General features: G+C 66.1%; 16 protein-coding genes. 10 read left to right on the top strand and 6 right to left on the bottom strand.

Annotation, left to right across the window (positions count from 1 at the left end; translation table 11 throughout):
• The first annotated feature begins 2 nt into the window (after positions 1-2).
• From BWQ92_RS08520 to BWQ92_RS08490, 7 genes are read left to right on the top strand one after another with little or no spacing between them, the layout of a single operon-like run.
• Positions 3-350, top strand: a complete 348-nt coding sequence (locus BWQ92_RS08520) for an urease subunit beta (RefSeq protein ID WP_076799128.1) — start codon at positions 3-5, stop codon at positions 348-350.
• Positions 347-2077 (top strand): urease subunit alpha, encoded by a 1731-nt coding sequence (ureC, locus tag BWQ92_RS08515; protein WP_076799127.1) that lies wholly within the window; start codon positions 347-349, stop codon positions 2075-2077. The genes BWQ92_RS08520 and ureC overlap by 4 nt, the downstream gene beginning before the upstream one ends.
• A gap of 9 nt (positions 2078-2086) precedes the next feature.
• On the top strand, positions 2087-2563 hold the full coding sequence (ureE, locus tag BWQ92_RS08510; protein WP_076799126.1) for an urease accessory protein UreE: 477 nt from the start codon (positions 2087-2089) through the stop codon (positions 2561-2563).
• The gene (locus tag BWQ92_RS08505) at positions 2544-3263 is read left to right on the top strand and encodes an urease accessory protein UreF (RefSeq protein ID WP_076799125.1); all 720 of its coding nucleotides are present in this window, start codon (positions 2544-2546) and stop codon (positions 3261-3263) included. The genes ureE and BWQ92_RS08505 overlap by 20 nt, the downstream gene beginning before the upstream one ends.
• A 26-nt stretch (positions 3264-3289) precedes the next feature.
• Complete coding sequence (gene ureG / locus BWQ92_RS08500; RefSeq protein WP_076799124.1) at positions 3290-3907, top strand: urease accessory protein UreG; 618 nt, start codon at positions 3290-3292, stop codon at positions 3905-3907.
• A gap of 56 nt (positions 3908-3963) precedes the next feature.
• Positions 3964-4794: an urease accessory protein UreD gene (locus tag BWQ92_RS08495; RefSeq protein WP_157365283.1), complete on the top strand. Its 831-nt coding sequence runs from the start codon at positions 3964-3966 to the stop codon at positions 4792-4794.
• Positions 4794-5873 carry a HoxN/HupN/NixA family nickel/cobalt transporter gene (locus BWQ92_RS08490; protein WP_076799122.1) on the top strand — a complete coding sequence of 360 codons (1080 nt, stop codon included), beginning with the start codon at positions 4794-4796 and terminating at the stop codon, positions 5871-5873. The genes BWQ92_RS08495 and BWQ92_RS08490 overlap by 1 nt, the downstream gene beginning before the upstream one ends.
• On the opposite strand, the gene BWQ92_RS08485 is transcribed toward BWQ92_RS08490, so the two are convergent.
• From BWQ92_RS08485 to BWQ92_RS08465, 5 genes are all read right to left on the bottom strand, one after another.
• Positions 5870-6256 (bottom strand): VOC family protein, encoded by a 387-nt coding sequence (locus BWQ92_RS08485; RefSeq protein WP_076799121.1) that lies wholly within the window; start codon positions 6254-6256, stop codon positions 5870-5872. The two genes, BWQ92_RS08490 and BWQ92_RS08485, sit on opposite strands and share 4 nt — an antisense overlap.
• A gap of 5 nt (positions 6257-6261) precedes the next feature.
• A complete protein-coding gene (locus BWQ92_RS08480) occupies positions 6262-7266 on the bottom strand; it encodes a carbohydrate kinase family protein (protein ID WP_083706252.1) in 1005 nt (334 codons plus the stop codon).
• A gap of 94 nt (positions 7267-7360) precedes the next feature.
• Positions 7361-8155: an ATP-binding cassette domain-containing protein gene (locus BWQ92_RS08475; protein ID WP_076799120.1), complete on the bottom strand. Its 795-nt coding sequence runs from the start codon at positions 8153-8155 to the stop codon at positions 7361-7363.
• Positions 8152-9198, bottom strand: coding sequence for an ABC transporter permease (locus BWQ92_RS08470; protein WP_076799119.1), 1047 nt, complete (start codon positions 9196-9198; stop codon positions 8152-8154). The genes BWQ92_RS08475 and BWQ92_RS08470 overlap by 4 nt, the downstream gene beginning before the upstream one ends.
• Positions 9199-9219: 21 nt before the next feature.
• A complete protein-coding gene (locus tag BWQ92_RS08465) occupies positions 9220-10338 on the bottom strand; it encodes a substrate-binding domain-containing protein (RefSeq protein ID WP_076799118.1) in 1119 nt (372 codons plus the stop codon).
• Positions 10339-10538: 200 nt separating this feature from the next.
• On the opposite strand from BWQ92_RS08465, the gene BWQ92_RS08460 reads away from it, so the two are divergent.
• Positions 10539-11537 carry a LacI family DNA-binding transcriptional regulator gene (locus tag BWQ92_RS08460; RefSeq protein WP_076799117.1) on the top strand — a complete coding sequence of 333 codons (999 nt, stop codon included), beginning with the start codon at positions 10539-10541 and terminating at the stop codon, positions 11535-11537.
• A gap of 70 nt (positions 11538-11607) precedes the next feature.
• A complete protein-coding gene (locus BWQ92_RS08455) occupies positions 11608-11901 on the top strand; it encodes a putative quinol monooxygenase (RefSeq protein WP_076799116.1) in 294 nt (97 codons plus the stop codon).
• Positions 11902-11920: 19 nt separating this feature from the next.
• On the opposite strand, the gene BWQ92_RS08450 is transcribed toward BWQ92_RS08455, so the two are convergent.
• A complete protein-coding gene (locus BWQ92_RS08450; RefSeq protein ID WP_236783153.1) occupies positions 11921-14578 on the bottom strand; it encodes a GH32 C-terminal domain-containing protein in 2658 nt (885 codons plus the stop codon).
• Between the two features lie 237 nt (positions 14579-14815).
• Between BWQ92_RS08450 and BWQ92_RS08445 the strand changes: the two genes are divergently transcribed.
• Positions 14816-15154, top strand: a complete 339-nt coding sequence (locus BWQ92_RS08445) for a hypothetical protein (RefSeq protein ID WP_076799114.1) — start codon at positions 14816-14818, stop codon at positions 15152-15154.
• The last annotated feature ends 87 nt before the right edge of the window (positions 15155-15241 follow it).

Here is a 15241-nt window from a genome sequence, read left to right as displayed (position 1 = left end):
CCATGATTCCCGGAGAGTATGTCCTGCGTCCTGAACCGCTGGTCATCAACCGTGGCCGGGAGGCGATCGACGTCGTCGTCCTTAACACCGGCGACCGGCCGGTCCAGGTGGGCTCGCACTACCACTTCGCGGAGGCGAACCCGGCGCTGGAATTCGACCGCGACGCCGCTTACGGGCGCCGCCTGGACATCCCCGCGGGAACCGCCGCACGGTTCGAACCGGGCGACAGCAAGACCGTCCGGCTGGTCAGGCTGGCCGGGAGCCGTGAGGTCCACGGACTCAGCAACGCCGTGAACGGCCGCCTCGACGACGGCAGCGGCACCGGTGACCAGGACGGGAGTGCGCGATGAGCTTCGAATTGTCCCGCAGGCAGTACGCGGACCTTTACGGCCCGACGACGGGCGACGCCATCCGCCTGGCGGACACCGGGCTGTTCCTCGAAATCGAGAATGACCTCACCAATTACGGCGAGGAAGTGGTGTTCGGCGGCGGCAAGGTCATCCGGGACGGCATGGGCCAGAACGGCCAGGCCACGCGGGATGAGGACGTTCCGGATACGGTCATCACCAACGTTGTGGTGCTCGACTACACCGGCATCTACAAGGCCGACGTCGCGCTGAAGGACGGCCACATCTTCAGGATCGGCAAGGCCGGCAACCCGCAGATCTCCGACGGCGTGGACATCGTCATCGGCGCCAGCACCGAAATCATTGCGGGGGAACGCAAGATCCTCACCGCCGGTGGAGTGGACAGCCACATCCACTTCATTTCCGCAGGCCAGGTGGCCACTGCCCTCTGCAGCGGCGTCACCACCATGGTCGGCGGCGGGACCGGGCCCGCTGAAGGCACCAAGGCCACCACAGTCACCCCTGGAAAATGGCACATCCAGCGCATGCTGCAGGCAGCAGAGGGGCTTCCCGTCAATATCGGGCTGCTGGGCAAGGGGCACGCTTCCGCCGTCGAGCCGCTGGCCGAGCAGGTCCGGGCAGGCGCGGTGGGCCTGAAGGTCCACGAGGACTGGGGTTCCACCACGTCCTCAATCGACACCTCGCTGAAGGTGGCGGACCAATATGACGTGCAGGTGGCCATCCACACGGACACGCTGAACGAATGCGGCTTCGTTGAGGACACGATCCGGGCCATCGGCGGCCGCGTCATCCACACGTTCCACACAGAGGGCGCAGGGGGCGGGCACGCTCCGGACATCATCAGGATTGCCGGCCTGCCGAACGTGCTTCCGGCCTCCACCAACCCCACTTTGCCCTACACCCGCAACACCATCGAAGAGCACCTGGACATGCTCATGGTGTGCCACCACCTCAATCCGGACATCCCTGAGGATGTGGCGTTCGCCGATTCCCGCATCCGTGCCGAGACCATCGCCGCGGAGGACGTCCTGCAGGACCTCGGCATTTTCGCCATCACGTCGTCTGACTCCCAGGCCATGGGACGCGTGGGCGAGGTAATTACGCGCACCTGGCAGGTGGCAGACAAGATGAAGAAGCAGCGGGGAGTCCTCAAGGACCCGACCGGTGCAGTCCACGGAAGCGCAGACAGCGACAACTTCCGGCTGAAGCGCTACGTGGCCAAGTACACCATCAACCCGGCCATCGCCCAGGGCATGGCTGATGCCATCGGCTCGGTGGAGGAGGGCAAGTTCGCGGACCTGGTGCTCTGGGATCCGGCGTTCTTCGGCGTGAAGCCCGAGCTGGTCCTCAAGGGAGGCCAGATCGCCTACGCCCTGATGGGCGACGCGAATGCCTCCATCCCCACGCCCCAGCCGCGCACCATGCGGCCCATGTTCGCCACCCACGGCAGGGCGCTGCAGAAGTCGTCCATCACCTTCCTGTCCCAGGCCGCGATCGACGCGGGCGTGCCCGGGGAGCTGGGGCTGGAGAAGATCATCCGGCCGGTCTCAGGCATCCGCACCCTGGCCAAGGCGGACCTGAAGTTCAACGACGCCACGCCCGACATCCAGGTGGATCCGGAAACGTACAGGGTGACGGTGGACGGGGACGAGGTCACCTGCGAACCGTCGGACGTGCTGCCCATGGCGCAGCGGTACTTCCTCTTCTAGGAGCTTCACGTGATCATCGACAAGATCCTCGGCAACCTGCACGACGAGCCTGCGGACTCCTACTTCGGCATGCACCGTGAAAAGGTGGTGCTGCCGAGCACCCAGTTGGTCAAGCGCATCCAGCGCGTCACCACCGATCACGGCAAGGAAATCGGCATCAGGCTTCCTGCCGGCTCGCCGGAACTTCGTGACGGCGACGTGCTGCACGTGGCCGATACCAACGTGATCGTCATTTCCGTGCTGCCCACCGACGTTCTGGTGATCGCACCCCGGACCATCCATGAAATGGGCATCGTGGCGCATTCCCTCGGCAACCGGCACCTGCAGGCACAGTTTTTCGAAGCGTCGTCCGAATACGGTGCCGAGGTCATGGTGTGCCAGTACGACCACACTGTCGAGGACTATCTCAAACACGTCGGAGCACCCTACGACCGCCAGGAACGCGTGATGCCAGTGCCTTTCCGCCATGCCGAACACACGCACTGACTCCCTCGAGCCGGTTCCGGCTCCGGCGGATGTGCCCCGTTACCAGCTGGCGCTGCGGCAGTTGACTGATTCCGCGCTTCCTACCGGGGCGTTTGCCCACTCGCTTGGGTTTGAGACCTACATTGAGCGGGGGCTCGTGCGCGATGAGGAGTCTTTTGCGAGGTGGCTGCGGGCGTTTCTCTCGCAGCAGCTGACCTATTCCGATGCGTTGGCCATGCGGTTCGTGTACGAGGGCGTTCCTGTTGCTGAACTGGATGGGTTGCTGACCGCGCAGCTTTTGCCGCGCCAGGTGCGGGAGGCCAGCGTCAAGATGGGCAACCGGCTGATCGAAATCGGGGTGGAGGTGTTTCCGTCGCCGGAGCTGGCGGAGTACCGGGCGCTGGTGAGCGCGGGCCGGGCCGTCGGCCATCAGCCGCTGGCTTTCGCCGTCGTCGCCCGTTCCCTGGGGGTTCCGCCGGCTGAGGCGATTGCCGCCTATCTGTTCGCGACCGTCACTTCACTGACGCAAAATGCGGTGCGGGCCATCCCGCTTGGGCAGTCCGCGGGCCAGCGGGTGCTGCGGAAAGCGCACGACGGCGTTGCTGCCGCCGTCGAGCGGGCCGCCCGCCTGGCGCCGGACGACTTCGGGGCGGTCAGCCCCGGACTGGAAATCTCGCAGATGAGGCATGAGCGCCAGCGTGCCCGCATGTTCATGAGCTAACTGTGCTTTTGACTTAGGAGGACAAGATGACTGAACCCATCAAGATCGGCATCGGCGGCCCGGTCGGCGCCGGCAAAACCCAACTCGTGGAGCGGCTCACGCGCCACATGAGCGCAGAGATCTCCATGGCCGCGATCACCAACGACATCTACACGATCGAGGACGCCAAAATTTTGGCCGCCAATGGCACCCTGCCCGAGGACCGCATCATCGGCGTCGAAACCGGCGGCTGCCCGCACACCGCCATCCGCGAAGACACGTCCATGAACACGGCAGCCATCGAGGAGCTCAGGCAGCGGCACCCGGACCTGCAGGTGATCTTCGTGGAATCCGGCGGCGACAACCTCTCCGCCACCTTCAGCCCCGAGCTGGTCGACTTCTCGATCTACATCATCGACGTCGCCCAAGGGGAGAAGATCCCGCGCAAGGCCGGCCAGGGCATGATCAAGTCCGACCTCTTCATCATCAACAAGACAGACCTCGCCCCGCATGTGGGCGCCGACCTCGCCATCATGGAACGCGACTCCAAGGAATTCCGCGGCACCAAACCCTTCTGCTTCACCAACCTCAAAACCGACGAAGGCCTCGAGCACGTCATCAACTGGATAAGGCGTGACGTCCTGATGCTCGACCTGGCCGAATGACCACGACGGCGAGAGTGTCACCGGCCGGCCGCGCCGCCTCCGCGGGCCCGGCACCAATGGGGGAACTCGCTTTGCGCATCGCCGAGCGTGCCGGCCGGTCCTTTGCGGCGCATCAGTTTCACCGGGGCGCCCTGCGGGTTTTGCGGCCTCACTACTTGGACGAGTCTGGGCAGGTCTGCTACGTCGTGGTGAATCCGGGCGGCGCCTACCTTGGAGCCGATCGCTACCTGATGGATGTGGAGGTGGGGGACGGGGCCGACCTGCTGCTCACCACGCAGTCCGCCACGAAGATCTACCGCACTCCGGGTTCATTCGCGGAGCAGCGGATGGCCGTCCGGCTCGGCGAGGGGTCCCGGCTGGAGCTGGTGCCGGACCAGGTCATCGCCTACCGGGAGGCGAGTTACCGGCAGAACACCCACATCACGGTGCGCCCGACGTCGAGCCTGGTAATGGCAGAGGTCATCACCCCGGGGTGGTCCCCCGACGGGGGCTCCTTCCGGTACGAGGAGTTGCGGCTCCGCAACGAGATCCACGTCGAGGCAAACGGGGGAACCAGGCTGCTCGCCCTGGACAACCTGCTGGTCCGCCCGCCGCTCGATGACGTCACCGGCACGGGCTTCATGGAAGGCTACAGCCACCTTGGTTCGCTGGTGGTGGTGGATGCCCGCGTGGACCAGGCGCTCGCTGACGAACTGCACCGGCTGGCGGCAGGGTTCGACGCCTACACGGGGGTTTCGCTCGGTGCCACAATGGACGGCATCACAGCGCTGGTGCTCCGGTCCCTGTCCCATAGCACCGAGAAACTCAATGCCCTGTTGGGTGGCTGCGGCAACCTTCTCCGTCAGCGCTGGTACAGCCAGGCGCCCCTGAACCTGAGGAAGTACTGATGCGTGCCCTGACCCAGGTCGCCGCCATGTACCGCGAGCGTGAGCAGTTGCCGCTCCGGACGCGCCTGCTGGCCACGTTCACTGCGGTGGGCCTGCTGCACCTTGCCGCCGCCGTGCTCCTGGTTGCCGGCACCGCAGCATCGGGGCAGCCGCTGGCGTCCGGGCTCGTGCTCACGGCCTACCTGGCCGGGATCAAGCACAGCTACGACTGGGACCACATCGCCGCAATCGACAACTCCACCCGCAAGTTCGTAGCCCAGCGGCAGGATCCCATAAGCGTGGGATTCGCCTTCAGCCTGGGGCACAGTTCCGTGGTGATCCTGGCCGGTGCCCTGGTGGTTTCGGGAGTGTCGCTGGCGGGGAGGTTCATGACCGAGGGCAGCACAGGCAACCTTGCCCTGGGGCTGATCGGCAGCGGCGCATCCGGCCTCTTCCTGCTAACCATGGGGATCTTCAACGGCTCGGCGTTTCTCAGTGCCGCCAGGTCCTACCGCAGGGTCCGCGGCGGCGGAACAGTGCTGCCCGGCGAGCTCGAAGCCAAGGGCTTTATAGCCCGCCTTATGGCCCGGCCTCTGTCAAAAGTGCGTCGGCCCAGGAACGTGTACGTGATCGGGTTCCTGTTCGGGCTCGGTTTTGATACGGCCACCACCATCGGACTCCTGATGATGACGACGGCGGCTTCCCTGGTGGGCGTTTCGCCCGCCGCGCTGCTGGCCCTGCCACTCGCTTTCACCGCAGCCATGACCCTGTGCGACACGACGAATGGCGTTGCCATGATGCGGATGTACAGATCGGCCATCCACGATCCCTTGCGGAAGCTCGGGTTCAACGCCGTCATCACCGGGCTCTCGGCCCTGTCCGCACTCTTCGTTGCCCTGATAACCCTCGGCAGCTTTTTCAATGAGGCGTTTAGGCTGGAGGACCCCGTAACTGCCTGGCTGGGCAGCATAGACCTGGGTGATGCCGGTCTGCTGCTGGTGGCTGCCTTCCTGCTGCTGTGGGGTGCAGCGGGTTTGCAGGGGCGGCGGAAAAGCGCCCGGTGCCGGCGTGCCGCGGCTGTTGCAGCCCGTCGCACCTAGGACTGGATGGGCTCCAACCGCCGGCGCAGGAGGCAGAACTCGTTGCCTTCAGGGTCGGCCAGGACGTGCCACTGCTCGTCGCCGGTCTGCCCGACGTCGGCGGGACGGGCTCCGATCGCGAGCAGCCGTTCCAGCTCGGCGTCCTGGTCCCGGTCGACGGGATTGACGTCGATGTGCAGCGGGAGCTTTCCTCTCCGCGGATCGCTGCTGGGGCTCAGGATGATGGTGGGCTGCAGGCCGCCGAACCCGGCGTCGGGCGGGCCGATCTCGATCGCACCGTCCTCCCGGTCAAGTTCGACGTAGCCGAGCACCTCGCACCAGAACCGCGCGAGCAGTTCGGGGTCGGCGCAGTCGAGGACAAGTTCGCTGATACGGCATGCCATGGGAGTCAGTGTACGGAAGCGCCCGCCGCAGAGCCGGTAAGGACAACCGCGTCCTCGGACAGGTCGGCCAGAAGCTCGGCCACCGTGGGCGGGTTGGCTCCCGGCCGGCCAACGGTGATCGCGGCTGCCTTCGAGGCAGTGCGGCCCAGTGTTTCCAGCACGGCCGGGGCCAGGCCGTCCGATCCGCGCGCCAGCAGCCCATAGATCAGCGCCGCCATGTACGAATCGCCGGCGCCGATGGTGTCCGCCACCGTGGACCGGACGGCCGGCACCTCCAGCTGCAGCTCCGGTGTGGCCAGCAGCGACCCTTCGGAGCCGCGGGTGACCACCGCGAGTCCCGCACCCAGCTCCAGGATCCGGGCGGCAGCATCCTCAAGCTGCCGGCCGGGGTACAGCCAGCGGGAATCCTCGTCGCTCAGCTTGACCACGTCGGTGAGCGGAACCAGCTCTTCAAACATCGTCCGGGCTTCGGCCTGGCTGCCAAGCAGTGCCGGGCGCACGTTGGGGTCATAGGTCACCAGGCATTCGCGGTGCGCCCGTTCCAGGAGGGTCCTAACCGCCGCCGCCCCCGGTGCCAGAAAGGTGGCGATCGAGCCGGTGTGGAGCACCTTGGGAAGGGACGCCGGTGCCGCTTGCGGCAAATCCCAGCGGATGTCGAAGTCGTAGGTGGCCGAGCCGTCGGCAGCCAGTGTGGCGGTGGCCGTCGCCGTCCTCCCCGGTGTCCTGGAGCCGGGCAGGAGTGCGACGCCGGCGCGCTGCAGGTGCGCCTCGATGGCCTGGCCGCGGTCGTCGTCGCCGATGGAGGTGAGGAGCGCGGTCCGGATGCCGAGCAGGCCCAGCCCGTAGGCAACGTTCGACGGCGATCCGCCGGGGTGCTCGACGGTTCCGTCGGGGGATGCAACGACATCGACCAGCGCTTCACCGACGACAATGACTTCCGCCGTTGCCGTCCGGGATGCGAGGTTGGCGGTTCCGGAACTGCTGGTGCCTGCGTTGGAGATGGGGATCACGGTGGGGCCTTTCAGGGAGCCGTCCGCGGACCGGCTTCGGCCCGCGGACGGAGGTTGGTGCTGGGTATTGGGGTGGGTTGGGTGTTGCGTGTGGTCAGGCGGTGGCGGCGCCCGTCATGATGGCCACGGCATCGGTCATGCTGTGGGACTGCGGGGTGATGGTGGCGGCGCACTTGCCCAACCGCTGAATGTGGATCCGGTCCGCCACGTCAAACACGTGCGGCATGTTGTGGCTGATCAGGATCACCGGCAGCCCCCTGTCCCGCAGGTCGCGGACCAGCTGCAGGACCTGGTTGGATTCCCGGACGCCGAGGGCCGCGGTGGGTTCGTCCAGGACCACCACCTTCGAGCCGAACGCCGCGGCGCGGGCCACGGCCACCGCCTGGCGCTGGCCGCCGGACAGGTTCTCCACCGGCACGGTCACATCCTGGAGTGTCGAGATGCCCAGCCGGGTCAGCTCCTCCTTCGCCTTGCGTCGCATGCCCTTGGTATCCAGGACGCGGAAGAGCTTGCCCAGCGGGCCGGCCAGCCGTTCCTCGCGGCCCAGGAACAGGTTGGAAGCGACGTCCAGCGCCGGCGACACCGCGAGGTTCTGGTAGACGGTTTCGATGCCGTGGGCGCGGGCGTCCTGCGGCCGCCGGAAGTGCACGGCCTGCCCGGACACCTTCAGTTCGCCGGAGTCGGGCACCTCGGCGCCGGTGAGGCACTTGATGAGGGTGGATTTGCCGGCCCCGTTGTCGCCGATGACCGCCAGGACTTCGCCCGGGTAAAGGTCCAGGCTGACGCCGTCCAGGCCCACCACGCGTCCGAAGGTCTTGACGAGGTTCCTGGCCTGCAGGATCGGCTGCCGCACCGCCGTGCCGGACGGCTGCATGTCAGTGGCGGTCATGATTTCACCTTTCGGATCCACTGGTCGATGGACACAGCGAGGATGATGAGGACGCCGACGGCGAGGGTCTGGTACAGCACGTCGAGTCCGGCCAGGGACAGGCCGTTGCGGAAGACGCCCACGATCAGCGCGCCGAGGAGGGTACCCCAGACGGAGCCGCGGCCGCCGAAGAGGCTGGTTCCGCCAATCACGACGGCGGTAATGGAGTCGAGATTCAGGTCCACCCCGGCGTTCGGGCTGGCTGCGTTCGTCCGGCCGATCTGAAGCCAGGCACCCATGGCCAGGACGGCTCCGGCGGCGAGGTAGACACTCATGAGGACCCGGTTGACGGGAATGCCGGCCAGGCGGGCAGCCTCTTTGTCATCGCCGACGGCGTAGACGTGCCGGCCCCAGGCCGTCTTGCCCAGGATGAAGGCCACCGCGACGTAGAGCAGGAGCATCATGACCACCCCGGTGGAGATGCGCACCGGTCCCAGGGGGAACGTGCTTCCGGTCCAGGTGAGCAGGCCGGGCATGCTGGAGCCGCGGACGGTGGAACCGCCGGAGTACAGCAGCGTGACGGCGATGAAGATGTTGAGCGTCCCGAGGGTGACGATAAACGGCGGAAGCTTGAACCTGGTGACGAGGAAGCCGTTGAGGGCACCGGCTCCGAGGCCCACCACGAGCCCGGTCAGCAGGGCGAGCGGGGCGGGAATGCCGCCGCCCACGGCGAGCTGCGCCACCACCATGGATGAGAGGATCATGACGGCACCGACGGAAAGGTCGATTCCCGCGGTGAGGATGATGAGTGTCTGCGCGATCGCCAAGGTTCCCACCACGGAGACCTGCTGGGTGATCAGGGAGAGGTTTTCGAACCGCAGGAACCGGTCGTTGAGGAGGCCGAAGACCACCACCGCCACGAGCAGCACGATGGCCGGGCTGAGGGCGGGATACCGGTGGAGGACGTTGCGGACCCGGCCGAGCGTGGTCTGGCGGTCGAGGAATTCCTCGGCCAGGTCGCCGTGCCCGGTGGCGGGCGGACCGGCCGTCTGTTGCTGGGTCATGTTTGCTCCTGTCATGTCCGGCTACTTGCCCCAGCAGATCTGGGACGCGTCCGACGTCGTGATGCTCTTGACGCCGTCGGCGGCCTTGTCCGTCACGAGTTCCACTCCAGTGTTGAAGAAGTCCAGGCCTTCGGAGTTGGACGGCTTCTGGCCGGTCTTGGCGAGGTCGACGATGGCCTTGACTCCGAGCTCGGCCATCTTGACCGGGTACTGCTGGGCGGTGGCGCCGATGATTCCTGACTTGACGTTGTCGACGCCGGTGCAGCCGCCGTCGACCGAGACCACCAGGACGTCCTTTTCCTTGCCGGCGGACTTCAGCGCCTCGAAGGCTCCTGCAGCGGCGGGCTCGTTGATGGTGTAGACGACGTTGATGTTCGGGTTCTTGGCGAGCAGGGTCTCCATGGCCGTGCGCCCGCCGTCCTCCGCGCCCTGGGAGGCCTGGCTGCCGACGATCTCGTAGTCGCCGCCCTTGCCGCCCGTGTACTTGCCGGTCTTGGCTTCGTCGCCGTTCTTCTTCTTGTCCGCGGTGTCGATGCCGAGCCCGGTGAGGAAGCCCTGGTCGCGGTTGTAGTCCACCGAGACCACCTTGTCGTCGAACAGGTCGATGAGGGCAATGGTGGCCTTCTTGCCGTCCAGCTGCGCCGCCGTCCACTTGCCGATCAGCTCACCGGCGGCGAAGTTGTCCGTGGCGAAAGTGATGTCCGCGGCGTCTGCAGGGTCCGGCGGAGTGTCCAGGGCGATGACGAACAGGCCGGCGTCCTTGGCCTTCTTCAGTGCGTCGACGACGGACGGGCCGTTGGGCGTGATCAGGATGCCTTTATCGCCTTTGGAGATGGCGTTTTCGATGGCCTGGATCTGGGTGTCCTCATCACCGTCGGCCTTGCCGGCGGCGAGCTTGAGATCGACGCCGCCTGCCTCGGCGGCTTTCTTTGCTCCGTCCTGCATGGAGACGAAGAAGGGGTTGGACGTGGTCTTCACGATCAGGGAAACGCCGACCTTTTCCGAGGAGGAGCCTCCGGCGGAGGAGTTGGCGGTGGAACTGCCGCCGCAGGCGGTGAGGCTGAGCGTGCCGAGGGTCAGGACTGCACCGGCGGCGAGCAGGCGGTGGGTGAATGTCCGCGGGGCTTTGGAACTCAACATTGAATCTCCTGGTTTCGGGGCATTTGGTGTAACTGGTCTTTAACTGTCCGTGCTGAAACTGGTCCGTGCTGACAACGTTGTCAGGAGTCATGTAACCAACGTCACAAGGTAGAGTCAAGGCAAATGCATTGATGAAGGATGGATTAATGACAACGATGTCGAATCGTTACCAGCCCGAGGGGGCGAAGAGCCGGCCCACCATGCGCCACGTCGCCGCGCTGGCCGGCGTCGGGATTAAGACGGTGTCGCGGGTGATGAACGACGAGCCAGGCGTTTCGGAAGCCACCCGGCAGCGCGTGCTTGGCGCATCGCAGCAGCTGAATTACCAGTTGGACATGGCAGCAGGCAGCCTGCGCCGCTCCGGCCGGCAGACACTCTCCATCGGGCTCCTGTTGCCGAGCGTCGCCAACCCGTTCAGCAGCGAGATCCACCGCGCCATGGAGGATGCCCTGGCTGTCCGCGGAATCGCGGTCTTCGCGGCAAGCCTGGACGATGACGCCGAGCGGGAGAGGGCGCTGGTGACGGCGTTCCTCGGCAGGCGCGTGGACGGGCTGGTGCTCACCCCTATCGCCAAGAGCCAGGCCTATGTCATTCCCGAGCACTCCCGCGACCTGCCCATCGTCTTCATCGACCGCGAACCCGTAGGGATCGAGGCGGACGCGGTGGTGACGGACAACGCTGTCGGCGCCGCCAAGGCCGCCTCCCACCTGATCTCGCACGGCCACACCCGCATCGCGTACCTCGGCGACCGCGCCGACATCCAGACGGCCCGTGAGCGGCGCCGCGGCTTCACCGAGGAACTCGGCCGCGCAGGGATACCGGCGTCCTCGGTTCCGGTCCGCGAAGGGCTGCACGACGAGGAGTCGGCACGCCTTGCCACCCTGGAGCTCTTCAAGGGCGAAGACCCGCCCACGGCCATTTTCTCAAGCCAGAACCTCGTGACGTTCGGCGTGATGCGGGCCCTGAAGGAGCTCGGGCTGAACAAGCGCGTTGCCCTCGTCGGCTTCGACGACTTCACTCTGGCGGACATGATGGAACCGGGCGTTACCGTTATCGCGCAGCATCCCGACCGGATCGGGAAACTGGCCGCCGAGCGCCTGCTTGCCAGGATCGACGGTGACCACAGCGCTCCGGAAACCTACGTGGTCCCCTCCGAGCTCATTACCCGCGGGTCCGGCGAACTGCGACCGCCTGAATGAACCGCCCGGCTGAATAAACCTTCCGGCTGGCTAGACCCCTGCCCGCCAACACTCACCAACAGGAGAACCCATGACCAAGACGCTCTACGCCGAATTCACGGTCAAGCCCGGCAGTGAAGCACGCGTTGCCGAGATGATGCGCGAGCTCACCGAACAGGTTCGCAGCGAGCCGGGCAACCAGCTCTTCCTGCCGTACACCCGGGAAAACAATCCCAGGGAGTATTTCGTGTTCGAGGTCTATCAGGACGCTGCAGCGTTCCAGGAGCACATCACCGCCGATTACGGCGCCCGGTTCAACGGGGAGCTCGCGGACCATATCGAGGAGGACGGCTCGGTGCTGACCTGGCTGCAGCCGGTCCACTAGACCGGCTGCAGCCTGGCCTCTACTTCCCGTTCCTGGCCGGCAACTGGGCTGCCTGGAACATGGACTGGCTGAGCCGCGTGACAGACAGCGACTTCAGCCGGGCGGTGCCGCCTTCGGCAAAGAGCGCCACCTGGTTGGCGTCCTGCTGGAAAGCGGCCTGTTCCGGGAAGACCTGATCCGTGATGGTGCGCAGGCCGTTCTGGGCAAAGACCTCCACGGAGGACCGGTCGACATAGATCCGCAGCGTCACGTTGCCGCTGCCATCCACGGTCACAGGGGCGGCCTCAACCGAGGCAAAGAGCGGATGGAAGTCCGTGCTGCCGGAGTTGCTCCGGTCCACGTACAGCTCTCCGGCGGCCTTGTCATAGCCGATGACGGTCGATTTGCCGCCGTTCCCCAGCACCGTGATCCCGGCCTTCGACGCTGAGCCGGGGGAGAAGGTCACGTCGATCCGCTGGACGTCGCCCCACGCGGCGGCCGGCAGCGGATGGGTGCCGGCCGGAATGTTCCGGGCGCGTTTTTCCGCGTAGGTTTCTTTTGTGCCCAGGCCATCCACCTGCTGGACCGCCTTTTGCGTCAGGCGCGGACCGTCGGCCGTCTGCGTCAGTGCCACTTCGCGGGGCAGCGACATGGCGCTGCGCCACGGCGAGGTGGGGATGCTGTTGGCGTAGTCCCAGTTGTTCATCCAGCCGAGCATGACGCGCTTGTCCTGAGGCATGTTGCTGAAGGACACGGACGCATAGTAGTCCCGGCCATAATCCAGCCAGTCATAGGTCTGCAGCCTCGGCGTGGCCGGCCGCGGCGAGGCGATGAACTCGTCCGCCAGGATGTGACCCCAGCCGAAGCGGTTGTTGTCCACGACGCGGATGCTGGCCTGCCGCCCCCGGAACTCGGCAACGTTCCACGAAGCCCAGTCCAGGACCTCACTGTTGGCCCCCGTGGCCGTCCGGACCACCTTGCCGTCCACCACGAGGTTGACGGTGGTCTCGTCGGAACGGGGCACTGCGGCCTGGTCCGTCAGCATGACGTGGTCCAGTGTGAGGTGTCCCCACCCGCCTGTGGCCTGGTCCACGACCCGCAGCTGTGCCTGCTGTCCCGCGAATTCGGACACATCCCAGCCCTTCCAGTTCAGGGCGCCCGCGTCGTCCCCGGCGAGGGTGCGCACCACGGTGCCGTTCACCAGCAGCTGGACTTCCAGCGTCTGCCCGGAACCTGCCGTGCGGTGTCCGCCGCCCACCAGCATGCTCATGAAGTTCCGGTTTACCGTGAACGACGGCGACGTCAGGGTTCCCTGCCTGTCGTCGCCGGGTGCCCCGCCCGTCTCAAACGTGTTGATCCGTTTGGCACCGATATAGAAGTCGCCTCCGGCGGTTGCCGGCTGGAACCGGGGTTCCAGGTCCCCGGTTCCTGCCCATCCGGCGTCGGCCAGCGTGGATCCGTCCGGGACCTCAAAGCCCTTGAACAGCAGGTCCCCGGGCGGCGGGGTGTTGTCCAGCTTGTCCGAAACCCGCGGGTGCTGGCCGCCGCCCACGAGAAAGTTCAGGTAGTCGCTGTCCACGGTGAATTCGGGGGAGTCCATTGATCCCACCGGCCAGTCGCCGTCGTTGAACGAATTGACCAGCCCGGCGCCGGCAAAGCCGGTGACGGGGTTCTGGCCGGCGAGCGTGCCGGAGGCCGGGGCTCCGGCGAACGGCCCCTCTTTCAGGTTGCCGGGTTCGTTGCTGACCGTCCAGCCGTTGTACGTGCCGTCATTGAAGCCTGCCAGGGATGTGCCTGCCGGCAACGCGCCACTGGGCTTCGTGGTTTCCGACGTGAAGGTGGTGCCGTCGAAATTGCCCACGAAGTACTGCCCGGCCGAGCCTCCGGCCACGCCTCCGGGGTTGATGTTCACCACCATCACCCATTTGACGTTCGCGGGGTCGCCGTCGACGGCAAGCGGAAACAGGTCCGGGCATTCCCACAGGCCGCCCGTGGCATTGGCCGGACCAAACTCGCTGAGCCGTGTCCAGTCCTTGAGGTTGCCGGATTTGTACAGCACCACCTTGTGCTCCGTGGCTTCGACGGCGGCCATCACCCAGTAGCCGCCCCCGCCGGGGGAGTCGTACCAGAACACTTTCGGGTCGCGGAAGTTGGCGGAGTTGCGGTTGAGTACCGGGTTGCCGCTGTACTTGGTCCAGGTCCGGCCCTCATCCACGCTGTACGCGAGGGACTGCGCCTGCAGCCCCCTGTAGGGCGAGGCATCCTTGTAGGCGCTGGTGAAGATGGCCACCAGGGGAGGGTTCTCTGCTGTGCCGAGGCCCGAGGTGTTGTTTTTGTCCACCACGACGCTGCCGGAGAAGATGTCCTGCTGGTCGTCCGTGGCGATGGCCAGTGGCTGCTCTTTCCAGTGCACGAGGTCCGTAGAGGTGGCATGGCCCCAGGACATGTTGCCCCACTGGTTGCCGAAAGGATTGTGCTGGTAATAGAGGTGGTAGACGCCCTTGTAGAACACCATCCCGTTGGGATCGTTCATCCAGTTCTGCTGCGGCGTGTAGTGGTAGGCCGGCCGGAACTGCTCGTCGCCGGCAGTCCCTGCGGCCGCGGCTGTTCCTGCTCCGGCCAGAACCGCGGCCAGGCTGAGCCCTGCCGCGGTCAGCGCGGTACATAGTTGGAGGCTGCCGATTTTTTTCTGATGCATTGTGCTGGGGTCGCCCTTCATCGCGCGTGCCTTCTGCCCTTACCTCAAACTCCCGGGCGTTAGACAACGTTGTCAGTGAGTGGAACGCTAGGGGATGTCCGCAAGACAAGTCAACGGATCCCTGCGCCTGAATTTCCAGTGTTCGTTCCCCTGAGAATGAACCTCCCTGCGCCCAGACACCGTTGTCAGGAACGGAGTGTTGAGCTGCGTCGAAACCGGCCTTGTTAGGGTGGAAACATGAAACGCAGCCTCCTCGCCATGTCCATGCTTTCCGCCGCCGTCCTGCTGACGGGCTGCGCCCAGGCTGAGGAAGCAGCACAGAACGCGGCGAGCTCGGCGGCGTCCCAGGTTGCCAACGCGGCGGCCGAGCAGGTGAAGGGCCAGATCTGCAAGCTGATCGAGGACGGCCTGGTGAGCGCCTCGGACAAGGCTGCACTGACGGGCCTTGTCGCCGGCGCGGAGACGGCAGGCGTGCCGGCCGAAATCACCGTTCCCCTGAAGGCGATCGCGCAGGCCGGCGACCAGGTTCCCGGCGAATCGGTCCAGGAACTGCAGAAGGCCTGCACTGCCGCTTGAGTCGCTCCGGCTTGAGCCATGGAACCGGCGCAGCCTGCAATAATCGGAACCAGCAGTTGCGGGGGCGCTGAAAGCGGCCGGCCGCGA

The sequence above is a fragment of the Arthrobacter sp. QXT-31 genome, from assembly GCF_001969265.1.
Classification (GTDB): Bacteria; Actinomycetota; Actinomycetes; order Actinomycetales; family Micrococcaceae; genus Arthrobacter.
The sequence above is the reverse complement of the archived record's forward strand: the minus strand, read 5'-3'. Positions and strand labels throughout refer to the sequence as shown.